Source organism: Dokdonella ginsengisoli (genome assembly GCF_042652785.1).
Classification (GTDB): domain Bacteria; phylum Pseudomonadota; class Gammaproteobacteria; order Xanthomonadales; family Rhodanobacteraceae; genus Dokdonella_A; species Dokdonella_A ginsengisoli.
In genome coordinates this window covers 376,087-402,040 of sequence record NZ_JBHSHD010000006.1, presented here as the reverse complement: position 1 = coordinate 402,040, position 25,954 = coordinate 376,087, and the positions used below count along the sequence as shown (strand labels likewise).

Sequence of the window (25,954 nt, the reverse complement as noted above, 5' to 3'; positions counted from 1 at the left end):
TGAGCGGTCTTGCAGCCACCCTGCCGGCCGTCCGCGTCCGTGTCGACGGTCGCCCATCCGTCGCCGGCCGCAGGGAACGGCCCGCGGGCGCGGGACCGTGATGTCCGCGATCGCCTCGGATTTTCCGATCGTCCGGCACGTGCTGCTGGCGCTGCTGCTCGGCTGGGTGCTCGGCTACGAGCGCTATTCGCACGGCCGCGCAGCCGGCACCCAGGTCTACTGCCTGGTGTGCATCGCCGCGTGCGCGCTGACTTCCGTTTCCGCGCAGATGCCGAACTTCGTCGGCAGCATCCTGACCGGCATCGGCTTTCTCGGCGCCGGCATCATCGTCAAGAGCGGCACCAGCATCCGCGGACTCACCACCGCCGCCTCGGTCTGGTCTTCGGCCGCGGTCGGCATCCTGGTCGGCCTGTGCCACTACTTCGCGGCCGTCTGCGTCACCGCGCTGCTGATCGCCTGCATGGTGGTCGTGCCGCGGCTGGAAAGCCGCTTCCGCGTGCAGATCGCGCTGGAGGTCGCGCTGCGCTACCGCCAGGGGCACCGGCCCGAGGAAAGCGCGGTGCACGCGTTCCTGCACGGCCACAGCCTGTCGATGCTCACCGACAGCCTGTCGGTGACCTACGAAGACAGCGCCTACCAGTTCCGCTTCCTGGTGATCACCAATTCGATGACGCGTGCGCAGTTCATTTCGCGCGTGGCGGGAGACCTGCCCGGCATTCCGCACGTCGAGAGCTTCTCGATCGACCAGACCAGCCGTGCCTGAGGCCGCGACGAGGCTCGCGCGGGCGCCGGGCGCTCCCGTCACGCCGCTGAATTCCCGTTCGAAACCACACCCTCCGGCAGAGGGTCACCAGGAGATCCGAGCATGTCCTTCGCCTCATCGGTCAAACGCATCGCGGTCGTCGGCACCGGCGTCATCGGTTCGAGCTGGGCCGCGTTCTACCTCGCGCGCGGTTTCGACGTGATCGCGATCGATCCCGCTCCGAACGCGGAAGACGCGCTGCGCCGGTACGTCGAACGGGAATGGCCTCTCCTGCAGCAGATCGGCCTGTCCGCCGGCGCCAGCCGCGATCGACTCGCGTTCACCGCCGACCTGAAGCAAGGGCTCGACGGTGTCGACTTCGTGCAGGAGAACGGTCCGGAGCGGCCCGACTTCAAGGCCCGATTCTTCGCCCAGATCGACGCGTACACGCCGAAGACGGCGATCCTCGCGTCGAGCTCGTCGGGCCTGACGATGGACGTGATCCAGGCCGAGTGCGCCAACCCGGAGCGCTGCGTGATCGGCCATCCGTTCAATCCGCCGCACGTCATTCCGCTGGTCGAAGTAGTCGGCGGCGCGAAGACCTCCGGGCAGACCATCGAGAACGCCATGCAGTTCTACGACGCGATCGGCAAGAAGGCGATCCGCCTGCACAAGGCGCTGCCCGGACACGTCGCCAACCGGCTGCAGGCGGCGCTCTACAAGGAAATGCTCTACCTGGTGCAGCAGGGCGTGCTCAGCGTCGAGGACTGCGACGCCGCGGTCAGCTACGGCCCCGGCATGCGCTGGGGCTGCATGGGCCAGAGCCTGCAATGGCACCTCGGCGGCGGCACCGGCGGCATCCACCACTTCATGGAACACCTGATGGACCCGCTGGCGGGAATGATGCAGGCGCTCGGCACGCCGGACGTCGACGACGCACTCAAGCGGGCCATCGTCGACGGCGTGCTGAAGCAGGCCGGCGACCGTCCGGTCGCCGAGCTGGCCGACGAAGAGAACCGCGTGCTGATCGGCCTGCTGGCGCTGCGCAAAGCGCACGGGCTGGCCTGATCCGAACCGAACGCAGGAGGACGAAGAGATGAATTCGCAACTCGGCGACGAATCGACGGCGCGCACGACGCAGCGTCTGTTCTTCCTGGACCTGGGCGGCGGCCGGATCCTGTCGGCGAACACCGATGGCTCGGATCTGCAGACCCTGGTCAGCGAGGGCCGCAAGCTGCCCGACGGACTGACCGTCGACGCGGCCAGGGGCCATCTGTACTGGACCAACATGGGCGCCGACCCGAAGGCCAACGACGGCTCCATCTACCGCGCCGATTTCGACGGCGGCAACGTCACGGTCGTCGTTGCGCAGGGCGGCACGTTCACGCCGAAGCAGGTGGTCTTCGAACCGGCGAGCCGCAAGCTGTACTGGTCGGACCGCGAAGGCATGCGCGTGATGCGCTGCAATGCCGACGGCTCGCAGCTCGAGACGCTGGTGCAGACCGGCTCCGGCGACAGCGACCGGCTCGACGCGCGCAACTGGTGCGTCGGCATCGCCGTCGACCCGGAAGGCGGCAAGTTCTACTGGACGCAGAAGGGCGACGACGACGCCGGCCAGGGGCGCATCTTCCGCGCCGGCATCCAGATGCCGTCGGGACGGACGGCCGTCGCGCGCGACGACGTCGAACTGCTGTTCGACGACCTGCCCGAACCGATCGACCTGGACCTCGATCCGGCCAGCCGGATGCTGTACTGGACCGACCGCGGCGACCCGCCGCGCGGCAATACGGTCAACCGTGCGCCGATGGATCCGGTTCCCGGCAGGAAGATCGAGCCGGAGATCCTCGTCACGCACCTGATGGAAGCGATCGGGCTGGCGCTGGACCTCAAGCACGGGCGGATGTTCATCACCGATCTCGCCGGCTCGCTCTACGTCGCCAATCTCGACGGCTCCGGCCGCAAGACCCTGCTCGCCGCGCAGGGAAACCTGACCGGCATCGTGTACGTGGAAACGCCGCTTCGCGCGTAGGCGCGGCTCCCGCTGCGCCGCCGCGTCTGGCTCCTCTGCGTCGACCGAAGGACTTCATCCATGAACTCGCCCGCCTCTTCCGCAAACCCGCCCACCGACCGGCTGTCGGAAACGCTGCGCACGAAACTGTCCCGGCCGGCGACGGATCCGGCCTTCGACCTGCACCGCGGCGTCGACGACGTGCTCGCCGACGTCGGCATGCGCGTGGCCGACCTCGGCGGCAAGCTCAGCTTCTACGGCGCCGATCCGATCCTGCCCAGTCCGATCCGCTTCGGCACGATGTCGGCGATCGGCCTGGCGGCGAAGACCGTCGCTGCCGCCACGCTGTTCAAGGAGCGCACCGGAATCGAGCAGGACGTGCACGTCGACGTGCGCAAGGCGCTGCGCCGCTTCTGCTGCTTCTTCGAGGGCAAATGGGAGTTGATCAACGACCGTCCGCCGGCGATGGGTGCGGACGAATACAACCCGTTCATGAAGCTGCCGCTGTTCCACGAAACCCGTGACGGCCGCCACGTGCTGCCGCTGAACTTCTATCCGGCGCTGCGCCATCGCGCGCTGAACTTCCTGCGCTGCAGCGACAGTACCGAGTCGGTGCGCAACGCCATCCTGCAATGGAACGCGCTGGAACTGGAAAACGCCGCCGCCGAGCAGGGGCTCGTGCTCGGCATGGTGCGCACCAACGAGGAATTCCGGCGCGAGCGGCAGTACACCGAGGTGCTGTCGACGCTGCCGCTGATCCAGGTCGAGAAGATCGGCGACTCCGAGCCGATGCCGTTCTCCAAGGACGCAAAGAAACCGCTCGACGGCATCCGCGCGATGGGCTTCGGCCACGTCATCGCCGGCGCCGCGATCGGCCGCGACCTCGCCCTGTACGGCGCCGACGTGCTCAACCTCTGGCGCCCCAACGACACCGAGATCGAGGGCTTCTTCTGGACCACCCAGGTCGGCATGCGCTCGACGGTGCTCGGCGACGCGCCGGAGGACCGCCAGCGCTTCGGCGAACTGCTGCAGGGCGCCGACGTGTTCTTCGCCAACAAGCGCCCCGGCTTCCTGCGCCGCCACGGCATGGATGCCGAATCGCTCGCCGCCGAACGTCCCGGCCTGGTGCACGTCAGCGTGGTGCTGCATGGTGAACACGGCCCGTGGTCGAACCGGCCCGGCTTCGACGAGATCGGCGCCGCCGTCGCCGGCCTGTTCGCGCACGAAGGCTCGCCGGGTCAGCCCAGGCAGCCGCCGATCGTGCCGATCTGCGACTACGTGGTCGGCTGGCTCGGCACCGTCGGCGTGCTGTCCGCGCTGCGCCGCCGCGCCGTGGAGGGCGGCAGCTGGCGCGTGGTGGTGTCGCTGACGCGCACCGTGCTGTGGCAGCTCGCGCTCGGCGTGTTCGACAAGCGCTACGCCGCTGAAACGGCCGGCTCCGGCGACGAGCACACCTACGCCGCGCCGGACACCTTCGTCGCGCAGACGCCGCTCGGCACCTACCAGGGCATCACCGACCAGGTCGTGCTGTCCAGGACGCCCTGGCATTTCGACCGCACCGTGCTGGTTCCGCGCGGTTCGTCCAGGCCGGAATGGCTGGCGCGATGAGGATGGCACACGCCTGCGCCCCCGCGGCGACGCCGGCACGACGCCACGCGCCGCGACGCACGCGGTCGCTTAGCATAGGGAACGCGACGACGGGGAGGGGCGGGAGCGATGAAGCGTCCTGAGCGGGAACCGTGCGGCGGCCGCCGCCGGCACGCGCGCACCTTCGCCACGGCAGCACTGCTGCTCGCCGCGCTGTGTCTTTCCGGCTGCCGCATGGCGCCGTCGATCGTGCTGTTCGGCGCCGGCTTTCCCGACTGGCTGTTCTGCATGGCCGGCGGCGTGATCGCCACCGTGCTGGTGCACCTCGTGCTCGGCGCGAGCCGGCGCGTCGCCGTGCTGGAGCCGTTGCCGCTGAGCTACCCCGCGCTGACGGCGATCTTCGCCGTGCTGATCTGGCTGCTCGTCTTCCATCAATGACCGGAACGGCCCCATGAATACGCCCGCTTCCAAGAAGAGCAAGCTCCCCGCGCTGCTGATCGCGCTGGTCGCGCTCGTGCTGCTGATCGCGGCCTTGTGGATGGTCGACCGCTCGCCGAAGACCGACGACGCCTACGCCTTCGCCGACACGATCAACGTGGTGCCGGAAGTCGCCGGCCGCATCGTCGAGATGCCGGTGCGCGACAACCAGAAGGTGCGCAAGGGCGACCTGCTGTTCCGCCTCGATCCGCGCCCGTTCGAGGCGACGCTGGCGCAGGCCAGGGCGCAGCTTGACGCGCTCGACAAGCAGATCGAGCTGACCCAGCGCACGGTCGATGCGCAGCAGTACAACGCGCAGTCGGTGGCGGCCTCGGTCGCCGCGGCGCGCGCCAACGCCAGACAGGCCGCCGACACGCTGCGCCGCCTCGAACCGCTGCTCGGCCAGGGCTACGCCTCGCCGGAGGACATCGACAAGGCGCGTACCGCGCAGCGCGCCACGCAGGCGCAGCTCGACGCGGTGCTGCTGCAGTCGCGACAGGCCGCCGCCGCGGTCAGCGGCGTCGACGCGCTGGTGGCGCAGAAGGCGGCCGCGCAGGCGCAGGTCACCGAAGCGGAACTGCGCCTGGAGTACGCCACGGTGCGCGCGCCGTTCAACGGCCGCATCGTCGCGCTCGACACGCAGGCCGGACAGTACGCCTCGCCGGCCAAGCCGGTGTTCACCCTGATCGCCACCGACGAATGGTTCGTCGTTGCCAACTTCCGCGAGACCGATCTGAAAAACGTCCAACCCGGCACGCGCTGCACCGTGTACCTGATGAGCGACAGCGGCCGGCGCTTCGAGGGCGAGGTCGAGTCGGTCGGCTACGGCGTCACCCCGACCGACGGCGGCACCTGGCTGGACGGCCTGCCGCGCGTGGCGAGGACGATCAACTGGGTACACGTGTCGCAGCGCTTCCCGGTCAAGATCCGGGTGGAAAAGCCGGACGAATCGCTGTTCCGCGTCGGCGCCTCGGCGGTGGCGATCGTGCATCGCGGCGAAACGCGTTCGACCGGACCGGCGGCGCAGGGCGGGCGCTGAGGTGAGCGAAGCAGCCGCAAGCGGCTGGGCGGCGGCGATGCCGTCGCTGGTAGCGGAGCTGCGCGCCTATCCCGGGCGCTGGAACGTCGCGCTGCGCTGCCTGCTGTCGTGCGCGATCGTGATCGTGGTGTCGCAGGCGCTGCAGGTGCCGTTCCTGGCGGTGTCGCTGTTCATCGTCTTCTTCGCCACGCAGGCGAACCTCGTGCTGACGCGACTGGTCGGGCTGCTGATGTTCCTCGGCATCACGCTGGCGGTCGCCGCCGCCATCGTGCTGGCGAAGTTCACCTTCGGCGATCCGGCCTGGCGCATCGTGGCGGTGGCCGCGCTGCTGTTCGGCTGCCTGTTCCTGATGCGCGCTTCCCGGCTCGGCCCGGTGTTCTACATCGTGGCGGTGGTGATCACCGCGGTGCAGGGCTATTTCGACCTGATCGACAGCCCCGAACTGGTGGTGCGCGCGATCCTGTGGGCGTGGATCGCCGCGATCTATCCGCTGACGGTCTGCGTGCTGATCAACGCGCTGCTGCTGCCGGCCGAGCCGCTGCAGCAGCTGAAAGCCGAGGTGCAGCGCCAGCTGGCGCAGGTCGACGCGGCGCTCGCGTACGCCGCCGGCGAGCGCAGCGACGCGCCCGCGCTCGCCGCGGAAGAGCTGTCGCACGGCGTGCTCGCCGTGCAGAAGCTGCTGCGCTTCGCCTGGATGCGCGACAAGGCGTTCCAGGGCGGGCAGGCACGCCACCTCGTGCTCGCCGCGGCGTTGGCGTCGCTGCGCGAGCAGGCGCTGCATCTGCAGCCGGCCGGCAACGCGGCGGCCGGCTCGATCGCCGCGCTGCGCGCCGCCGTACACCGGCTCGACGCGTGCATCCGGACCGAAACGCCGTTCGACCTGCACGGCCTCGCCATCCCGGACGACGACGACGCATCGCACGCGCCGCCGGCGCAGATGTGGCGCACGCTGCGTGCCCTGTCCGAGCGCGGCGAGCAGCCCGCTGACGCAGCAGCCGCGACGAAGGGCGGCCTGCTCGCCGCGGACGCGCGCAGCAATCGGGTCTACGTGCAGTTCGCGCTGAAGACCCTCCTGGCGATGATGGCGTGCTACGTCTTCTACGTCGGCGCGGACTGGACCGGCATCCACACCGTGATGATGACCTGCCTGATCGTCGCGCAGCCCTCGCTCGGCGCCTCCAGCCGCAAGATCCGGCTGCGCGTGATCGGCGCGCTGATCGGCGGCGGACTGGCGCTGTTCCTCACCGTGTTCGTGATCCCGCAGCTGGACACCCTCGTCGGCCTGCTGCTGATCACGCTGCCGGTGCTGGCGGCATCGGCCTATCTGTCGGCCGGCTCCGAACGCGTCAGCTACGCCGGCATGCAGATCATGTTCACCTTCTCGCTGGCGATCCTCGGCGACTTCTCCGCCAGCACCGACCTCACCGGCATCCGCGACCGCCTGGTCGGCATCGGCCTCGGCATCACGGCGTCCTACCTCGTCCACACCCTGCTCTGGCCGGAATCGGAAGGCAAACCGCTGGTGCAGCAGATCGGCGCGCTGCTCAGGAGCATCGCCGCGCTGATCGGCGAGCGCGCCGGCGCCGGCACACTGGCCGCATCGGCCTCCTCGTCCCGCGCCTGGGCCGCGCTCGGTGCCTGCGAGGAAACGCTGTCGCGCGTGGCGTTCGAGCCGGACTGGCAGCAGGCCGAAGGCGAACGCGAGGGGACCACCTTGCGCCTGCAGAACCTCCTCGCGCAGGCGCGGGAGATCCTGCTCGACGCCGGTGCGCTGCGCCGCGCGCTCGACGCCCACGTCGACCGCTTCGACGCCTCGCGCCGCGACGCGCTGGCCGATGCGCAGGCCGGCGTCGCCGCTCGCCTGCAGCGCTACGCCGACGAACTGATCGCCAGCGGCGACATGTTCCCCGCGTTGCCGCCGGACGCGGCCCTGCCGGTGCCGCCGGCCGCCGGCGCAGACGACGCCTACGCCGCCGCGCGGCGCCAGCTGTATCGGCTCGCCGCGCGCGTGCAGTACCTCACGACCTCGTCCGCGCGGGCGGACGAGTCCTTCTCCCACCGGGAAGCTGCGTACACATGACCGGCCGCACAGCCCCGTTCGACCCTTCGCGGCGAAGCCGCATGCGCTGGATGCGCAGCGGCTTCCTCGTCCTGCTCGGCGCGCTGTCGTCGTGCGCGCTGATCCGCGAAGACAGCGCGCCGAAGCCGATGATCGCGCCGGAACGCATCGACCTGGCCACGGACATCCGCCTCGCCCGCGACGGCTGGCCGCCGGCGCGCTGGTGGACGCGCTACGACGACGCACAGCTGAACACGCTGATCGAACGCGGCCTGGCCGATTCGCCCGGCGTGCGCGTCGCGCGCGAGCGCGTCGAGCAGGCACGCGCGGACGTACGCCGTGCGCGCGCGGCGACGCAGTTCAAGGCCGCCGCGTTCACCCGCGTGTACCGGCAATGGTCCGATGCCGACGGCCGCGTCGGGCCGTTCTCGATCACCGACCCGGTGCCCGGCCTGGACGACGGCGGCTACAACTCCGGCGCGCGCGACGGCACCGTGTCCTCGGCCGGCATCGCCGGCAGCTACGTGTTCGACCTGTGGGGCCTGCAGCGCTCGGCGGTCGACGCCACCATCGGCGCGCAGAACGCGCAGCTGGCCGAAGCGGCCGCGGTGGAACTGGAAATCGCCACCACCGTCGCGCAGACCTATTTCAGCCTGCAGACGACCCTGCGCAAGATCGCGCTGCTCGAGCGGACGCGCGACATCCTCGCCGAGTCCGTCGCCGCGATGAAGGCGCGCAAGGAACGCGGCCTGATCACGCAGACCGTGGTCGCCAAGGCCAACGAACAGCTACTGCAGACCGAACAGCTGCTGTCGCTGGCGCACACGCAGGTGATCGGATTGCGCGAAGTGCTGCGCGCCCTGGTCGGCGCCGGCGCGGACGACTTCGCCGCGATCCAGGCGGTGCCCCTGCCGCAGCCACAGCCCCAGCTGCCGGCGACGCTGTCCTACGCGTTGCTCTCGCACCGGCCCGATCTCGTCGTGCTGCGCTGGTACGTGCAGTCCTCGTTCGACCAGATCGACGCGGCCAGGGCCGCGTTCTATCCGAGCTTCGACATCAAGGCCCTGCTCGGCTTCAACGCGATCCGCATCGATGACGTGCTGCACATCAACAGCCGCCAGTTCCGCCTGGTGCCGGGCCTGACCCTGCCGTTGTTCGACGGCGGCCAGCTCAACGCCAACCTGCGCAAGGCGCGCACCGCCAGCAACACGCTGATCGAGCAGTACAACCAGGCGGTGCTGAACGCGGTACGTGACGTCGCCGTCGCCGCCACCCAGATGCAGGGCATGGAGGAGCAGGCGCGGCTCGAGCAGGAGAAGTACCTGCAGGTACGCCAGGGCGCCGACGACGCCCAGGCGCACCGGGACCGCGGCCTGGTTTCGCGCGTCGCCGCGCTGGAGGCGCAGATTCCGCTGCTGAGCGAGGAAGCCCAGCTCGCCGACACGCAGGGCAAGCGCCTGGCTGCGGAAATTTCGCTGATCAAGGCGCTCGGCGGCGGTTACGACCTGCCCGATTCGCCGCACGGCGACTCCGCCGGGCAACGCGGCCGGCGTTGACCGCGCGCGCCGCGCGAACGGCTTGCGCTACTTCCTGCCCAGCGCCTGCGCCGCCATCTTGCGATAGAACGGATCAGCTGCGGCGATCTGCAGGATCTGCGTGGCATAGGTCCGGACCGGCACGTCGTTGCGCGGATCGGCCGCCGCGCGGCCCAGCAGCTGCCGCCGGCACAGGTTCGCCATCAGCGCGGCGCCGGCGATCGCGCCCGTCGCCTTCGGCGTATCGCGCTCGAGACGGGCGCGGAACGCTTCCAGATCCGCCAGCGCCGGCCCGGCGCAACGCTCCTGCAGGTAATCCAGCTGCGCGAGCAGTGCGCGCACCTGCACCATCCTGACGTCGTCGACCGGCAGCGTACCGGGCGCGAACGCCGCCGCCGCGCGGGCGCGTTCGCGCGCGATCTCGACGTGGCCCACGTCGCGCTCGGCCTTCGTCAGCTCGAGCAGGGAGGTGAGCGAATCGAGGTTGCGCTCGCCGCGGCTCGCATCGAGGGTATCGATGGCGCGGCGAAGATGCGGCACCGCTTCCGCGGGACGGCCGGCGCCGCGCAGGACCTGGCCGAGCCGGATCGAGGCGAACGACACCATCAGCGGCATGCTCAGGCGCTTGGTGCGGGCGAGGACGTCGCGCGCCATCGCTTCGGCTTTGGCGTATTCGCCGATGCGCAGCTGGATGTCGACGAGGGTCAGGCCCGCGTCGAGCGTGCGCACGTTGTCCTCGCCGTACTTGGCCATGCCCGTCTCGAGCGCGCGCTCGGCGTAGGGCAGCGCCGCCGCCGGGTCGCCCTGCTGCTGCTTCACGAACGCCAGGCGGCGCAGGCACAGCACGACCACGTCGCCCGTCTTGTCGACGCCTTCGGCGATCGCCAGCGCCTGCGCGAACAGCGCTTCGGCTTCGTCGAACTTCTGCTCGCGCGACAGCACGTCCGCCAGCGTGACCAGGCTCACGACGTACTGCGGATGCCGCTCTCCGAGAACGCGCTTCTGCGTTTCGACGACCTCGCGCAGGATCGCCTCGCCTTCGCCGAGCCGGCCGTTGACGGCGAGCGCGGCGGCCAGGTTCAGTTGCAGGTTGGCGCGATCCGGATCGTCCGCCGGCAGCGTGCGGCTGGCGATCGCCAGTGCTTCGCGCAGCAGGTCGACCGAGCTGGACGATTGCCGGCCCAGGCTCACCGCGTTGGACAGCGCCAGCAGGGCCTCCCTCAACGGGCGTTGCCCGGCCTCGCCCTCGGCACGCGCCAGATCGACCGCCTCGCGCAGCACTTTCTCGGCGCGCGCGTACTGGCTGCGGTCGACTTCGAGCAGACCCAGCTTCGTCAATGCCGGCACCAGCAGCGTGCGCTGCGCCGCGGGCAGCTCCCGCTGCGTGGCGACGATGCGCTCGAGCAGCGGCCGTACCTGATCGGAATTGCGGTGCGCCATGTAGGTCGCGTACGCGATGTCCACGTCCAGCTGCATCGTCGCCACGGAGGTGTCGCCGGACTCGATCCCGGAAATGCCGCGCGCCTGGCCGAGCGTGGACAGCGCCGAGTCGTACCTGCCCAGGTTGACGTAGATGTTGCCGACCGTGCGCAGCAGCTGGGCCTGCAGCTCCGGCTGCGCGTCGAGCTGGCTTTGCGCGCTCTTCTTGCCGATCTCGACGAGTTCGACCGCACTGGGAACGTTGCCGAGCGTGCGTTCGGGCGAGGCCGCCTTGAACAGGTCGAGCAGGAAGTCGCGCGTGGCCACGGCGGTGCGCGATTGCCGGTCCGCGCGCTCGGCCTGCGTGCGCAGCCGGGCACCCAGCCAGGCCATGCCGACCAGGGCGGCGAGCAGGAGCAGCAGGGCGGTCGAGGCGAGGCCGACCGCGAGCCGGTGCTGCGCGACGAACTTGCGCAGGCGGTAGGCGCGCGCGCCGTCGACGGCGAGCACCGGTTCACCGGCGAGATGGCGGCGCAGGTCGTCACTGAACCCGGCGACGGTGCGGTAGCGCGCCTGCGGCTCCTTGCGCAGCGCCTTGGCGACGATGTAGTGCAGGTCGCCGCGCAGCAGGCGCTGCAGCGCGCGTTCGCCGAGGCCGCGTTCGGCGGCGATGTCGCGCGCGGCGGGAACCTCCGACGACATCAGCCGCGCGCTCATCGACGGCGCGTCGCGCTCGAGTATCTCGCGCAGCAGGTCGAACTGCGCGACCGTCTCGCCGCCGTATGCGCGCCGCCCGCAGAGCAGCTCGTACAGAAGCAGGCCGAGCGCGTGCACGTCCGTCGCCGTCGTCACCTTCTCGCCGCGGATCTGCTCGGGCGCGGCATACACGGGCGTGAGCAGGCGCGCCTTCGTGTCCGTCGCGGGCACCTCGGAGTCGTCCTCGTCGAGCTGCTTGGCGATGCCGAAGTCGAACAGCTTGGCGATACCGTGGCGATCGACGAGCACGTTGCTCGACTTGATGTCGCGATGGACGATCGAGTTCCGATGCGCGTACTCGACGGCGTCGCACAGGTCCAGCAGCAGGCGCAGGCGCTCGGCGATGCCGAGCCGGCGCGCATCGCACCAGCCGATGAGCGGCTCGCCGTCGATGTATTCCATCGCGATCCACGGATGGCCGTGCTCGTCCAGGCCGCCGTCGATCAGGCGTGCGATGTTCGGATGGGACAGGCGCTCGAGAATGCGGCGTTCGCGCGCGAACCGCACCTGCGCATCGCCGTGCAGCTTCTCGTGGCGCAGCAGCTTCAGCGCGACCGGCCGCTCCGGCGCCGCGTCCGCGCGTTCGGCCAGATAGACCACGCCCATGCCGCCGCTGCCGAGCAGCGCCGTGAGACGGAACGGCCCGACACGCTGGCCGACCAGGTCCTGTGATCCTTCGCTCTCGTCGCTGCGCAGCTGCAGACCCCGGGCGAGCGCGCCCAGAGGCCGGTCGAGGATGCCGCCTCGCTGCGCATCGCGGCGCAGCAGTTCGCGCACTTCGGCGGCGAGCCGGGAATCGCCCGCACAGGCCGCGTCGATCCATGCTTCGCGCACCGCCTCGGGCAGGCCCAGCGCCTCGCGCAGCAACGCCGCGACGGCGGGATCCAAGGCCTACTCCGCCATGTCGCGGTACAGCAGCGCGCGGGCGGCGCGCCACTCCCGCTCGATCGTGCTCAGCGACACGCGGCGCAACGCGGCGATTTCGGAGAAGCCCAGGCCGGCGAAGAAGTGCAGGTCCACGACCTGCGCCAGCGACGCATCGTGCGTGCGCAGCGCCTCGAGCGCGTCGTCCAGCCGTATCGTCTCGCCGGCGGTCACGACGCTTTCCTCGTTGACGTGGTCGCCCAGGGTCACGACGACTTCGGCGCTGCGCTTGCGTGCATTCAGATAGCGCGCGTGGTCGACGATGACCTGGCGCATCGCCATCGAGGCGGCGTTGAAGAAATGCAGGGTGTTGCCGGCGGCTCGGGGCGACCGGCCGAACTTCAGATAGGCCTCGTGGACCAGCGCGGTGGTGTTCAGCGAACTGGTCTGGTGGCTGGCCAGCAGCTTGCGCGCCCGCCGGCGCAGGTCCGCATAGACCTGGTTGAACGTCGTCTGCGTGACCGCATCGGGGGACAGCGCGACATCGGGCTGGATCTGAGTCATAGGCTCACGCCGGAAGCAGCATCGATCGGACCCGGCGTCTGGAGGCATGCCCCGCAATGCCTTCAGGCGCGCATCAATCCTACGTGGATTCGCCCCTCGGGAATCGAACGGTGAAGGGTATTACGAATTTTCACGTATGCGCACGACGTGCAATGCGATCCGCCGGCCGGGACCGGTGAACGTTGTTCAACGCTCCCTTGAATCGCGTCGAAGGGACGATCGGTGCGTTCGTGAGGGAGGGCCTTTCGCGACGGCGTGATCACGCCCCGCCGCACCGGCGGAGGCCGGGGACGCAGAAACGCCGGCACCGTGCGGAATACGCCGACGGCGGCCACCCTGGCGAAGTCGCGCGGCGCGGAGGGCGGCAGTCCACGCCGCCCGCCGGACACGCAATGCCTCGGCGGTGGCCCCCGGGGCGTGACGCTCCCGGGGGCTTCCTCGCGGCGGACTAGCGCCGCCTGCGCACGTACGGAACGCCGGCCAGCATCAGCAGCACACTCATCAGCATCAGCATCCAGCGCGCGTCGACCGGCACCGGCCTGGCTTCGGGCGTGCCGCCCACCGGCGTCGACACCGTGCTGGTGTTGTTCTCCGGCACCGGGTCCGGCACCGTCGGCGACTGCGCAGTGGCGACATTGGCGATCGTGCCGCTGTAGCCCGGCTGCACGGTGTAGGTGACCGTGAAGCTCACGCTCGCACCGTTCGCCAGCGGCGGCAGGGCGCACGGGAACCCGCCGGCGCACGGCGCGTTGGACGAGACGTACGTCAGGCCCGCCGGGGTCGGATCGTCGAGCACCGCGTCGGCCACGGCGTCGGGACCGTGATTGACGACCTGGATCGCGTAGCTGATCGTCTGCCCCGCGGTCGCGCTGCCCGGACCGGTCTTGGTCACGACGAGGTCCGCTCCCGGCGTGCCGGCCAGCGGCGTCGTGGCCGTGTCGCTGTTGTTGGACGCGTCCGGATCCGGCGTATCGCTGGTCGCGTTCGCCGTGTTCACGATCGGATCCGGACCGGCGTAGGCGGCGGGCACCGCATAGGTCGTCGTGATGGTCGCGCTGGCGCCGCTGGCCAGGCTGCCGATCGCGCACGGGTACGCCGTCGTGCAGGCGCCCGCGTTCGACACGAACACCAGTCCGCTCGGCGTCGGATCGCCCACCACCACGTTGACGGCCGGATCGGGACCGTGGTTGGTCACCACGATCGTGTAGATCGCATCGCTTCCCGCGGCGACGTTCGCCGGACCGGTCTTGACGACGGCGAGGTCGGCGGCGGTCGCCGTCTCGACCACGTCGGTGTCGACCGAGTCCTCGTTGTCGCTGGGATCGGGATCCGTCGTGCCCGGCGGCGGCTCCACGCCGGCCGTGTTGGTCAGCCCGGTCGCGTTCGCCGGCGCCGTGCCGCCGAGGGTGAAGGTCACCGATCCGCCGGCCGGCAGCGTGGTGATCGTGCTCGTCACCGTGTTGCCGACGACGTCGACCGGACCGCAGGCGGCGCCGCCGGTCGGGCTGCCGCACGCCGCGGTCACGCCGGTGATGCCGGCCGGAACCGGATCGCTGAACAGCGCGCCGTCGGCGTCACCCGGCCCCGCGTTGCTGACGACGACCGTGTAGCCGATCGCACCGCCCGTGCCGACGACCGCCGGACCGGTCTTCACCGCCGCCAGGTTCGCCTGCGGCGCGAGCGGCGTCGTCACGCTGTCGTCGTTGTTGCTCGGGTCCGGATCGGGCGTGTCGCTGCCGGCATTGGCGGTGTTCACGATATCGCCGGTGACACCCGCGTCGACGGCGAACGTGACCGTGATGGTCGTGATCGCACCGTCGGCGAGCGTGCCCAGATCGCAGGGGAAGCCGGCCGCGCACGGCGGCGTCGCCGAGACGAAGCTCAGGCCCGGCGGCGTCGGGTCGTCCAGCGTCGCGTTGATCGCATCGTCCGGGCCGTTGTTGGTCACCGTCAGCGTGTAGGTCACCTCGGTGCCCGGTGTCGCGCTGGCCGGACCGGTCTTCTGCACGGCCAGGTCCGCCGTCGGTGCACCCACCGCGGTGTCGACGTCGTCCTGGTTGTCGCTCGGATCCGGATCGTTGACGCCCGGCGGCGGCGTCACCGTCGCCGCATTGCTGAGCGTCAGCGGCCCCTGCGGCGCGGTGCCGTTGATCGTGACGAGCACGCTGCCGCTCGACGGCAGGGTGCCGACGGTGCCGGCCACCGTGTTGCCGGTGACGGTCGGCTGCGTCACGCAGGCCGCGCCGCCGAGTTCACCGCCGCAGCTCGCCGTGATGCCGGTGATGCCGGCCGGCACCGCGTCGCTGTAGCTGGCGCCGTTGGCGGGGCTCGGGCCGTTGTTGGTGATCAGCAGCGTGTAGCTGATCGCAGCGTTCGAGGCGACCGCGGCCGGACCGGTCTTGACGATCGAGAGATCGGCGTTGCCCGGCCCCACGCCCGTCTGTGCCGAACCCTGGTTGTTGGTCGGGTCCGGATCGGGCGTGTCGCTGCTCACCGTGGCCGTGTTCACGATCGGGTTGGCGCCGCTGTAGTTCGCCGGCACGCTGTACGTCGTCGTGATCGTCGCGCTGGCGCCGTTCGCCAGCGTGCCGATCGAGCACGGGTAGGCCGTCGTGCAGGCACCGGCGTTGCTCACGAAGACCAGCCCCGCCGGGGTCGCATCGGCGACGACGACGTTGGTCGCCTCGCTCGGGCCCTGGTTGGTGACCACGATCGTGTAGACGACGTCGTCGCCCGGCGTCACCGTGGCCGGACCGCTCTTGGTCACGAGCAGGTCGGCCAGCGGATTGCCGTTCAACGAGGCGCTGTCGCTGTTGTTGGCCGGGTTCGGATCGGGCTGGTCCGCTCCCGTCACCGTGGCCGTGTTGGTCGTCGCGCCGGCATCGACGACGGTCGCCGTGATCGTCAGCGTGGCGGTCGAGGTCGGTCCGGCCGCGGTCAGCGTGCCGATCGTCCACAGGCCGCCGGCCGGGTCGTAGCTGCCCTGCGACGGCGCGGCCGAGACGAACGACAACGTCGCCGGCAGCTGGTCGGTCAGCACGACATTGGTTGCATCCGACGGCCCGTTGTTGTGGATCGTGATCGTGAAGGTGACCTGCTCGCCGACGGTGGGCGCCGCGTTGTCGACCGTCTTGGTCACCGCCAGGTCGGCCGACTGTCCGTTGATCGTCGTGCCGGAGCTGTTGTTGGTCGGGTTCGGATCGAACTGATCCTGGTGCGTGACCGTCGCGGTATTGGTGATCGGGCCGGCCTGGTCGACGTGGACCGTGATCGTCAGCGTCGCACTGGCGCCGTTGGCGAGAGCGCCGACGATCCACACGCCGCTGCCGCTGTCGTACGAACCCTGCGACGGCACCGCGCTGGCGAAGCTCACGCCGGCCGGCAGGTTGTCGGTGATCTCCACGCCGGTCGCGTCATTCGGGCCGTGGTTGGTCACCGTCAGCGTGTAGGTCACGTCGCTGCCGACGTTCGGCGCCGCGTCGTCCACCGTCTTCAGGATGCCGATGTCCGCACTGGGCTCCGCGTTGACGGCCGCCGCCGCACTGTTGTTGCTGGTGTCGGGATCCGTCTGGTCGGAGGCGCTGACCACCGCATGGTTGGTCAGCGTGCCGGCCACGTCGATGGAGACCGTCAGGGTCAGCGTCTGGCTGGCGCCGTCGGGCAGGTTGCCGATCGTCCACAGTCCGCTGGCCGCGTCGAACGTGCCGGCCGACGGCGTGGCCGACACCAGGGTCATGCCGAACGGCAGGCTGTCGGTGATGGCCACGCCCGTCGCGTCGTTGGGCCCGAGGTTGGTGGCCGTGATCGTGAAGGTGACCTGCTCGCCGACGTTCGGCGTCGCGTTGTCGACCGTCTTGAGCACCGCGATGTCGGCCACCGGCGTCACCGGCACCACGACGGTGCCGACGCAGCGCGTCGCCGCGGGACAGCCCGGATCGCCGCCGCCGCTCGCGGTCGCCGTGTTGTCGCCGTTCGCGGCGCTCGCGGCGACGTCGACGTTCAAGGTCAAGGTCGTGCTCGCGCCCGCCGCCAGCGTGCCGCTGAAGGTGCAGCTCAGCGCCGTCGTGCCGGTGCACGTCCAGCCCGCGCCGCCGGAGGTCGTCAGCGTGATGCCGGCCGGCAACGTGTCGGCGATGGTGATCGGCGCACTGGTCGGCGCGCCGCCGGAGTTCGTCACGACGATCGCGTAGCTCGCCGGCTGGCCGACCACGAACGGATTGGGCGTCGCGCTCTTGGCCACGGTCAGCTGCGGACCCTGCGCATCGGTGTCCGTCGCGCTGTTGTTGCCGGGCACCGGATCGGGCGTGTCGGCCGGCGACGCCACCGTCGCGGTGTTGGTCAGGGGCCCGGTCGCGTTCGCGTCGACCGTGCCGGTCAGCGTGAACGTCGCCGTGCCGCCCGCGGGGATGGTCACCGTCGCGTTGATGCTGCCGGTTCCGCCCGGCGGCCCCGAGGCGCCGGCCGAGTAGACCGCGGTCCACGTCGCGCCGGTGATTCCCGGCGGGATCGTGTCGACCACGGTCGCGCCGACCGCGATGCTCGGTCCCGCGTTGCTGGCCACGATCGTGTACGTGATCGGGCTGCCGGGCGTGTAGATCGTGCTGCCGTCGGTCTTGGTGATGCCGAGGTCGGCGATCGCCGAAACCGGCACGACCACCGTACCGGTGCAGCGCCCGGCGGCCGGACAGCCCGGATCGCCGCCGCCGCTTGCGGTCGCGCTGTTGTCCGCGTTGGTCGCACCGGCATTGACCGTGACGTCGATCGTCAGTGTCGTGGTGGCGCCCGCGGCGAGGGTCCCTGCGAAGGTGCAGCTCAGTGCTGGCGCACCCGTGCAGCTCCAGCCGGCGCCCGCCGCGCTGACGAAGGTGACGCCCGACGGCAGCGTGTCGGCAACCGTGATCGGTGCCGTGGTCGGGCCCGTACCCGCGTTCTGCACGGTGATGACGTAGCTGCCCGATTGACCGACGACGAACGGATTGGGCGTGGCGGTCTTGGAAACGGTCAACTGCGGCGGCTGGGGCGCGACGGTGGCGTCGGCCGTGTCGTTGGCAGGATTGGGATCCTGTTCGTTGCCCGTGACCGTCGCGGTATTGGTGAGGGCGGCGGTGAACGGGTTGGGCGCGTTGCCGGTGATCGTGATCGTGAACGTGTCGCCGCTGGCGAGAGCGCCTCCCACGCAGGTGACGGTGTTGCCCGCGACGGTGCACCCCGGGGTCGGCGAGGCGACACCGGTGACGCCCGCCGGCACGACGTCGCTGACCGTGAAGCCGGAACTCGCGCCGGGACCGTGGTTGGTGACGAGGAGATTCCACGACAGCGCGCCTCCGGGCGCCGCTGTGGCAGGACCGGTCTTGACGATGCCCAGGTCGACCGGCGGTGCGATGCAGGCGGTTCCGTCGTTGTTGCTCGACGAAGGGCCGGGCGAGGCGGACACCAGCGTCAGCGTCGGCGTGCCCGCGGGATTGGTCACGGCGATCTGGTAGATCACGCCGCTGACGTTGTTGCTGAGGCCGAGGTTGCCGTTGCCGAAGGTCCAGATCGCGCCGTACGTGCCCGCCGGAATGAACGGCACCGGGAACTGCGCGATGTTGCCGGTGGCCGGATCGATGCGCACCAGCGTCTGCACGCTGTTGGTCACGCCCCACAGGAAGCCGTCGGCGTAGGTGAAATCGCTGACGTTGATCGCCTGCGACGGCACCAGGTTGACCGGCGTCGCCACACGGGTGGTGAGATCGAGGCGGTAGATGGCGGTGCCGGCGCTGATGGCGATCCAGTAGTTGTCGGACGCGTCGAACGCTCCGATGTTCGCGCCGCTGGTCGCCAGCGGGCCGGTGATCGCGCCCAGATCCGCGGCCAGGCCGGTGGTCGGGTCGATTCTCAGCAGGTGCCCGGCCGGGTTCGCGGCGTTCCTGGCCTGGGTGATCGCGTAGATGAAGCGATCGGCGTCACGGTAGGCCACGGCGTTGTAGATCCAGTCGGATGCAGGCCCGATCGGATTGAACGTGGCGGTGCCGCCGGAGCCGTAGACCGCCGCATTCAGCTGGGTGGGACTGCCCTGGCCGACGAAGATCGTCGAGACGTCGCAGACGAAGGGCGAACCCGCGGCGGTGTCGGTGTCGGTCGCCGAGTCGTTGCCGGGCACCGGATCGCTCATGCCGCCCGGCACCGCGACCGTCGCCGTGTTGACGAGATTGCCGCTCGCGCTCGCGCTGACCGTGCCGGCGACGACGAAGGTCGCCGTGCCGCCGACGGGGAGGTTCACGCTCGCGTTGATGTCGCCGACGCCGGAGGCGGGGCAGCTCGCGCCACCGGCTCCGGTGCACGTCCAGGTCGGACTCACGATGCTCGGCGGAATCGTGTCGGCGACGGTCGCGCCGATCGCGTCGGCCGGACCTGCGTTGCTCGCCACGATCGTGTAGGTGATCGGACTGCCCGCGATGTAGGTCGCACTGCCGTCGGTCTTGGTGATCGCCAGATCCGTGCTGAGGCCGGTGTTCGTGTAGGTGCACACGATCGAGGTGTCGGCAGCGCCGACGGTCAGCGTGTCGCCGACGAGCGGATTGGCGTTTCCGGTACAGGCCAGCGCGCTGGCGTAGTCGGCGGCGGCACCCGCGGTGAACGTCTCGGAGAAATCGACCACGTCGCCGCCGTACACGGTGATCGGCGTGGCGTCGGTGGTCGTCTGGTTCGGGCTCGCGACGAGCGAGTCCATGCTGTCGATGAGGTTGCCGTCGATGCTGGCCTGCACCGAGACGGCGTCGCCGACCTGCGCACCGACCCAGGTTTTCTGCAGCGTCAGCACCGCCGGATGGCACACGCTGTCGCCCGCGTCCTGGGCGGACGTCGCGCCGTAGAACGGCAGCCCCGTGTTGACGACGAGGGTGGCCGGCAGCACGTCGGTGGAGGCCGTGGTGGGAATGGATTCCACGCGGTACAGCTCGCCCGCGGAGCCGATCAGGTAGAGGTCGCCGCCGGACATGGCGGCACCGTAGGTGGAGCCGACCGTGCCGACCTGGAAGATCGAAAGATCGGGCGGTATGCGGTACACCGCGACCGAGCCGTCGAGCTGGGCGCCCAGGGCCAGGATGTCTCCGTCCGGCAGCGTCACGAAGTCGCCGGCGGACACCACGTCCGTCGGGAAGCCGGCGCCGAGCCGGGTGCTCACTCCCGTCGCCGGGTCCACGATGTAGATGTTGCTGGTCAGGTACGAGCCGGCCAGCAGATTGCCGTCGCCGCGCACGCTCAGTCCGTTGATGGCGGTGACGTCGTCGGTGGCCATGTCTCCGGTGACTTCGAAGCTGCCTATCACCGCGCCGGTGCTCGGATCGATCCGGTCGATCGTCCGGCCCTCCGGCAGGGCTTCGCTGAAATGCGCGCCGTAGACGACGCTGCCGTCCGCCGTGATCGCGATGTCGCCGTAGGAGGCGCTCAGCGGCACCGAGCCCAGCTCGGTGCCGTCGGTCGGATCCCAGACCTGCAGCAGCAGCGCACCTTCGCCGGTGTTCGTGTAGATCGGCACCTTCGGGCAACCGGTTCCCAGCGTCGACATCGCGATGAGCGTGGCGTTCGCCGGCGGATTGAGCCCGGTCGACGAGGTGATGTTGGCCGGCCCGTTGGTGTACGAGCCGACGGCGCTGGCGATCACCGGCACGGTGACGGCGCAGGAGGCCACCCCGGAGGCCAGCGAGCCGCCGGCAAGGGCGACGCTGGTGCTGCCGGCCGCGGCCGTCACCGTACCGCCGCAGCTGTTGCCCGGCGCCGGCGTGGCGGCGACCGTCAGGCCCGCCGGCAGCGCGTCGGTGAAGGAGAACCCGCTCTTGGCGGCGAGCTCGTCGGTATTGGTGACCGTCAGGGTCAGCGTCGCCGTGTCGCCGACGGCGATGACCGACGGCGCAAACGTCTTGTCCAGCTGCGGCGTCGCGTCGTAGATGCGGATGTTGTCGAAGGCGGCGTCGTTGCCGCCGCCGCTTGCCTGCGCATTGCGCATCAGGACGCCGAGCGAGGTGCCCGTGAACGGATAGGACTGATTGGTCGTGAAGCGCGCCGCGTTGATGATGGTCGCCGCGCTTCCACCGATCGCCTCGACCGGCTGGGTCGGCGTGCCTGCGGCGCACGGATCCAGCGTGCTGCCGACCGGAATCGGCGCGCCCACGCCGCTGAAGATCGCGAACTGGAACGCCGGATGCGCGGCGAAGCAGCTGATGGCGGCGGCATCGACGCTGAACGTGACGAAGCGCGTCGAGGGTGCCAGAAAGGGCACCTCCACCGAGGTTCGGAACTGCGTCAGGTTCGCGCCCGGATTGGCTTGCGTGAACGCGGCCACGGCGAGGTTCTGCCGTGCCTGCGCCTGCGTCATGCCGTCGACCTGGCCCAGCGCCTGCGCCAGCTGGCGCACGCCGTCCCAGCCGCCGGCGCCGCATTCGGCGGGCGTGGCGCCGCCGGAATTGAACGACAGCACCATGCCGTTGCACGCCGTGAGCCACGGCGCGTCGGCGGTGTAGCTTTCGCCGGCGGGCTTGGGCGGAAGGTTCGGCGTGCTGCCGGTGCCCGGGATGTCCGGCGCATACGTCGTCAACCGCACCCAGGTCGCCGGATCGGCATTCTGGAAGTTCTCGATGAACAGGGGGGTGGCCGACTGCGGCGTGCCCGGCGTTCCGGGCGTCGTGGCATGCGCGGGGCATGCGAGCAGCGCGGCCATGCAAGCGCCGGCGAGGATGCCGTCGCGCAGCCGGATCAGGTGCCGGCTGGACGCGTATTTCCCGAATTTCGAACGCATGAACCCCCCTCGCCCGTTGAGGCGTCGTTGATTTCGGCGGGACATCCGAGTTTGTCTGCGAGTGCGGGAGCGGCCCTTGTCTCGCCCACTCCCTGCGCTCACCCCTGCGAGCGCGCCGGAATCCTACCGACCCTTGGTGTCGTGACTTCGTGAATAATGTATTTCTGCAATTCGGCAGCGAATTCCGGGGGCGGCCGCTGCGGAAATTTCCCGCTCTTGCGGCGTCCCGGCCTCATGGTTCGCTCGTCCGTTCATCCCTGGTCGTCGTGCCTATCTCGCAAAAGCGCGGCGAATCCGGACACGACCACCGGCGGCGGCGAAAAAATTTTCCGGCGGCTGTGGACTGCGGCCGTGCGCAGCTGCGAACCGGCCTTGCGCGATGCGGTCGGCACGGCGTCGATCGGATGCACTGCGAGTCGCTACAATGAGCAGAAGTGCAACTTTGGAACACTGCATGTCCGGAGCCGCCGATTCAGCCGACGACGTCGTCCTCGACCGGTTGCGGGAGACATTGGACAGCGCCATACGCGACCCGTCCCACAGCCTCGCCTCGATGATGACGCAGGCCTACCGCAACCTGCTGCGCGCGGCGCACGCGCAGCGCCACGCCTTCGGCGCGAGTCCCACGCTGTCGACGACGGCACTGGTCCACGAGGTCTACCTCAAGCTGCAGGAATCGCCGGACCTGGTGGTCACGGACATCAACCACTTCTACTACCTGGCCACGCGCGCGATGCGCTTCGTGCTCACCGACCATGCGCGCAGGAAGCTGGCGCGCAAGCGCGGCAGCGCCGCGCCCACGGAAGCCCTCGACGAACACGCCGCCCCTGACATCGACGGACGTCACGCCGAACAGGTGCTGGAGATCAACGAAGTCATCGACCAGCTCGGACAGATATTTCCGCGCATGGCCCAGATCGTCTCGTTGAGGTTCTACGTGGGACTGGGCGACGCGGAAATCGGCGCCGCGCTGGGCATCGACGAGCGGACCGTGCGCCGCGACTGGATCAAGGCCAGGGGCTGGATGATCGGCCGCTTGCGCGAGGCCGATTGACGCAACGCGTTGACGCGGCGCGGGCGCATCCCGCGTTGCCGGCGACTACAGGGGGGACTCGACGGATGCGAGGGCTCGGTGCCCTTGGCGGAAGAACACGGCCTGCGGCGAGCGTCGTATCGGCGAACCGGGCCGTACGCGGTGGAAAGCCCGCCCGGCCCCCGGGACGCCCCGGACGCCGCTTCATCCACGAGCAATGCCCGCCTTTCGCCCCGAATTCCGATTTTTCCCCGGTCCATCCCGATCCGCTACCGACTTCCCTCATGTCGACGCCCAACTCCGCCCTCGACTGGCCATTGCTCGAACGGCAACTCGACGCGATCCTGGATCTGCCGCTGGAGCAGCGCGCGACGCGCCTGGCCGAACTGCTCGACACCGCCGAATCCGCGCATGCCCGCGCCCTGCGCCAATGGCTGGCCGACATCGAGCGGGCGGAACAGGATCCGCTGGCGCATACCCACGACGGCGAGCGCGTCGGTCCCTGGCGCGCCCTGCACCGGCTGGGCCGCGGCGGCATGGGCGACGTATGGATGGCCGAACGCAGCGACGGCACCTACGAAAAGCGCGTGGCGATCAAGTTCCTGTACGGCGACACGCCGCAACTGCGCGCGCGGCTGGAGATGGAGCGCCACCTGCTCGCGCAGCTGCAGCACCCCAACATCCCCCGCCTCATCGACGGCGGCGTGACGGCGGGCGGGCAGCCCTATCTCGTCACCGATTTCGTCGAGGGCCTGCCGCTGGATGCGTGGAGCCGGACCGCCCAGGCGGCGGACTTCGACGCGCGCATCGGCGTCTTCCGCCAGGTGGCCGCCGCCGTGGCCCATGCGCACGCGCATTCGGTCGCGCATCGCGACATCAAGCCGAACAATGTCCTGGTCGATCGCGACGGCCATGCGCACCTGCTCGACTTCGGCATCGCGCGCCTGCTCAACGAGGAACGCCGGGCGGACACCATGCAGCCGCTGACGCTCGAATACGCCTCGCCCGAGCAGGTCCGCAACGGCCAGGCCAGCGTGCGCACCGACCTCTACGGCCTCGGCGCGCTGCTCTACTTCCTCATCGCGAGGAAGCCGCCGTTCGACTTCCACAACCTGTCGATCGCCACGTGCGTGAAACGCATCGGCGAAGACCTGCCGGTACCGCCGAGCACGGCCGGCGAGACCCCGGATCTGCCGCGCGAGCTGATCGCCGATCTCGACGCCATCGCGCTGAAGGCCCTGGCGAAATCCCCGGACGACCGCTACGCCAACGTCGAGGACATGCTGCGGGATCTGGACGATGCGTTCGCGCACCGCCCCATCCAGGCGCGCACGCTGGACGGCGGCGTGTATCGCGTGCGGCGCTTCGTCCGCCGCAACGCACTGGCGCTGGGCGTTTCCGCGGCCATCGGACTGAGCCTGGCGGCGGGGATCGTAGTGGCGCTGTGGCAGGCGCGCCTGGCATCCGAGCAGCGCGACGCCGCGCAGGCAGCGCGCGCGGTGGCGGAAACCGAGCAGGCCAATGCGCAGGCGCAGGCCGCGCGTTCGGACATGACCGTCGACTTTCTGCTCTCGGTGCTCGGATCGGCGGCGCCGAACAACGAGGCGATCAAGATCGACGACCTGCTCGCGCTGGCAGCGCAGCGCGTCACCCAGGCCGCCGAGAGCCACCCCGAACTCTATCCCCGGCTGTTCGACACGCTCATGCAAGCCTACGAGCAGCGCGGCAACGCGCGTGCGCTCGAACCCGTTCTGCTGTCCCTGCTCACCGATCCGAAGAAGAACCTGCCGCCTTCCGTCAGCGCCGAACTGTCCTGTTCGCTCGCCGATCTGGAATGGACCAGTCAAAAGTGGGACGAAGCGCGCCGCTGGGCCGAGACCGGCCTGCAGCAGGCCGCAACGCTCGCACCGGAGCAGGCTCGCGACATTCAGGCGGGCTGCCGGCGCATATTGGCCGAGTCCGAGTTGCTGTCGGGCAAGCTCGACCAGACGTTGAAGTTCTATCGCGAGGCGGTCGTCGCCTTGGGCAGCCCGCCGCGCGACACGCGCAAGAACGCGATGCTCCTCGGCACCTACGCGGTGAAGCTCGCAATGGCCGACGACCTGGTCGAGGCGCGTGCCCAATTCCGCAACGCGATCGACATGTACACCCGCCTCGGACGCGAGAACAGCGCCGATGCCCTGGCGACGCTGGGCCAGATGGCGTACTGCACCGCCCGCGTCGGCCTGGTGGTGCAGGGGCTCGACGAAATGCAGCGCAGCGTCGAACTCAACCTGAAAGCCACCGGCCCCACCGCCGACATCGCCATGATGATGTACGGCCAGGCGCAGATCACGGTGGACCTGGCGCGCCCCCAGGAGGCAGCGACCGTGCTGGAGCGGTCGCAAGCCATGGTCCGCGAATTCGCGCCCGACCAGATGAAGCGTTTTCGCGTCCAATGGGCCGCTCTCGGCGGCCGTATCGCGACGCTTTCCGGCGACGAAACCCTGCGGACCGCGAAGATCGCCGAAACGCATCAGGCGCTCGACGATCTCAAGGTGCCGCCGCAATCGCGCCTGCGGGCCGCGTTGCGGGAAGCGGAAATCGCCAGCGCAACCCTCCTGAAAGCGGCCGGCCCGCAGGAGGCCTTCGCCCGATTCGAGCACGCGGAGGAAGAACTGCGCGCGATGGGCAGCGGATCGAAATCAGCCCTGGCCCGGATGCTGCTGGGCGCAGCGGAGGCCGCGCTGGACGTCGGCCGGAACGATCTGGCCGAAGAGAAGATTGCGGAGGCGAAGGGAATCTTCGGGAACTCGGTCGATCCCGAGAGCTGGCAACTGGGCGTGTGCGACGCCGTCGCCGCCCTCACCGACTGGCAAGGCGGCAAGGACCGGCCACGGGCGCGCGCCGATCTGGAACGCGCCGTGACGCGCATGCAGGCGGCGCTCGGCGCCGGGCATCCCCGCGTCGTTCAGTGGCAGGCCCGCTTGAGTCGACTCGATGCGGCGTGACGAGGAACCAGCCACACGCGAGGATCGCCGTCTTGCGGCAAGGCCCCGTTCGCGACGGGCGAGGCACAGCGCCGCCGCAGCGGCCCGGGTCGTTTCTCGGAATGA

At 70.1% G+C, this 25,954-nt stretch carries 13 protein-coding genes; 10 read left to right on the top strand and 3 right to left on the bottom strand.

Going from position 1 to position 25,954, the window contains the following annotated elements; all coding sequences use genetic code 11:
- The first annotated feature begins 100 nt into the window (after nt 1-100).
- The 8 genes from ACFO6Q_RS07665 to ACFO6Q_RS07630 all read left to right on the top strand — a co-directional run bounded on the left by ACFO6Q_RS07665 (nt 101) and on the right by ACFO6Q_RS07630 (nt 9,468).
- Nucleotides 101-763 carry an MgtC/SapB family protein gene (locus tag ACFO6Q_RS07665; RefSeq protein ID WP_380020028.1) on the top strand — a complete coding sequence of 221 codons (663 nt, stop codon included), beginning with the start codon at nt 101-103 and terminating at the stop codon, nt 761-763.
- A 102-nt stretch (nt 764-865) separates the two neighbouring features.
- Nucleotides 866-1,810, top strand: a complete 945-nt coding sequence (locus ACFO6Q_RS07660) for a 3-hydroxyacyl-CoA dehydrogenase NAD-binding domain-containing protein (protein ID WP_380020027.1) — start codon at nt 866-868, stop codon at nt 1,808-1,810.
- Nucleotides 1,811-1,838: 28 nt separating this feature from the next.
- Nucleotides 1,839-2,771 carry an SMP-30/gluconolactonase/LRE family protein gene (locus tag ACFO6Q_RS07655; RefSeq protein WP_380020026.1) on the top strand — a complete coding sequence of 311 codons (933 nt, stop codon included), beginning with the start codon at nt 1,839-1,841 and terminating at the stop codon, nt 2,769-2,771.
- A gap of 60 nt (nt 2,772-2,831) precedes the next feature.
- Nucleotides 2,832-4,358 carry a CoA transferase gene (locus ACFO6Q_RS07650; RefSeq protein WP_380020025.1) on the top strand — a complete coding sequence of 509 codons (1,527 nt, stop codon included), beginning with the start codon at nt 2,832-2,834 and terminating at the stop codon, nt 4,356-4,358.
- Nucleotides 4,359-4,466: 108 nt separating this feature from the next.
- Nucleotides 4,467-4,775: a YtcA family lipoprotein gene (locus ACFO6Q_RS07645; protein WP_380020024.1), complete on the top strand. Its 309-nt coding sequence runs from the start codon at nt 4,467-4,469 to the stop codon at nt 4,773-4,775.
- 13 nt (nt 4,776-4,788) lie between these two features.
- Nucleotides 4,789-5,853: a multidrug transporter subunit MdtN gene (mdtN, locus tag ACFO6Q_RS07640; RefSeq protein WP_380020023.1), complete on the top strand. Its 1,065-nt coding sequence runs from the start codon at nt 4,789-4,791 to the stop codon at nt 5,851-5,853.
- 1 nt (nt 5,854) lies between these two features.
- Nucleotides 5,855-7,933, top strand: a complete 2,079-nt coding sequence (locus ACFO6Q_RS07635; RefSeq protein WP_380020022.1) for an FUSC family protein — start codon at nt 5,855-5,857, stop codon at nt 7,931-7,933.
- Nucleotides 7,934-7,974: 41 nt separating this feature from the next.
- Nucleotides 7,975-9,468, top strand: coding sequence for an efflux transporter outer membrane subunit (locus tag ACFO6Q_RS07630; RefSeq protein WP_380020021.1), 1,494 nt, complete (start codon nt 7,975-7,977; stop codon nt 9,466-9,468).
- A 27-nt stretch (nt 9,469-9,495) separates the two neighbouring features.
- Here the strand turns inward: ACFO6Q_RS07630 and ACFO6Q_RS07625 are convergent, their stop codons facing one another.
- The 3 genes from ACFO6Q_RS07625 to ACFO6Q_RS07615 form a co-directional block, all read right to left on the bottom strand.
- Nucleotides 9,496-12,510, bottom strand: coding sequence for a serine/threonine-protein kinase (locus ACFO6Q_RS07625; protein WP_380020020.1), 3,015 nt, complete (start codon nt 12,508-12,510; stop codon nt 9,496-9,498).
- 3 nt (nt 12,511-12,513) lie between these two features.
- On the bottom strand, nt 12,514-13,050 hold the full coding sequence (locus ACFO6Q_RS07620; RefSeq protein WP_380020019.1) for an ECF-type sigma factor: 537 nt from the start codon (nt 13,048-13,050) through the stop codon (nt 12,514-12,516).
- A gap of 448 nt (nt 13,051-13,498) precedes the next feature.
- Nucleotides 13,499-21,826, bottom strand: a complete 8,328-nt coding sequence (locus ACFO6Q_RS07615; RefSeq protein ID WP_380020018.1) for a DUF6923 family protein — start codon at nt 21,824-21,826, stop codon at nt 13,499-13,501.
- A 454-nt stretch (nt 21,827-22,280) separates the two neighbouring features.
- Between ACFO6Q_RS07615 and ACFO6Q_RS07610 the strand changes: the two genes are divergently transcribed.
- The gene (locus ACFO6Q_RS07610; protein WP_380020017.1) at nt 22,281-22,880 is read left to right on the top strand and encodes an ECF-type sigma factor; all 600 of its coding nucleotides are present in this window, start codon (nt 22,281-22,283) and stop codon (nt 22,878-22,880) included.
- 263 nt (nt 22,881-23,143) lie between these two features.
- A complete protein-coding gene (locus ACFO6Q_RS07605) occupies nt 23,144-25,849 on the top strand; it encodes a serine/threonine protein kinase (RefSeq protein WP_380020016.1) in 2,706 nt (901 codons plus the stop codon).
- Nucleotides 25,850-25,954: the final 105 nt, after the last annotated feature.

Coding starts and splice junctions, on each gene's coding strand:
- ACFO6Q_RS07665 (WP_380020028.1), top strand. CDS start 101: ATGTCCGCGATCGCCTCGGATTTTCCGATCGTCCGGCACGTGCTGCTG.
- ACFO6Q_RS07660 (WP_380020027.1), top strand. CDS start 866: ATGTCCTTCGCCTCATCGGTCAAACGCATCGCGGTCGTCGGCACCGGC.
- ACFO6Q_RS07655 (WP_380020026.1), top strand. CDS start 1,839: ATGAATTCGCAACTCGGCGACGAATCGACGGCGCGCACGACGCAGCGT.
- ACFO6Q_RS07650 (WP_380020025.1), top strand. CDS start 2,832: ATGAACTCGCCCGCCTCTTCCGCAAACCCGCCCACCGACCGGCTGTCG.
- ACFO6Q_RS07645 (WP_380020024.1), top strand. CDS start 4,467: ATGAAGCGTCCTGAGCGGGAACCGTGCGGCGGCCGCCGCCGGCACGCG.
- mdtN (WP_380020023.1), top strand. CDS start 4,789: ATGAATACGCCCGCTTCCAAGAAGAGCAAGCTCCCCGCGCTGCTGATC.
- ACFO6Q_RS07630 (WP_380020021.1), top strand. CDS start 7,975: ATGCGCTGGATGCGCAGCGGCTTCCTCGTCCTGCTCGGCGCGCTGTCG.
- ACFO6Q_RS07620 (WP_380020019.1), bottom strand. CDS start 13,050: ATGACTCAGATCCAGCCCGATGTCGCGCTGTCCCCCGATGCGGTCACG.
- ACFO6Q_RS07615 (WP_380020018.1), bottom strand. CDS start 21,826: ATGCGTTCGAAATTCGGGAAATACGCGTCCAGCCGGCACCTGATCCGG.
- ACFO6Q_RS07610 (WP_380020017.1), top strand. CDS start 22,281: ATGTCCGGAGCCGCCGATTCAGCCGACGACGTCGTCCTCGACCGGTTG.
- ACFO6Q_RS07605 (WP_380020016.1), top strand. CDS start 23,144: ATGTCGACGCCCAACTCCGCCCTCGACTGGCCATTGCTCGAACGGCAA.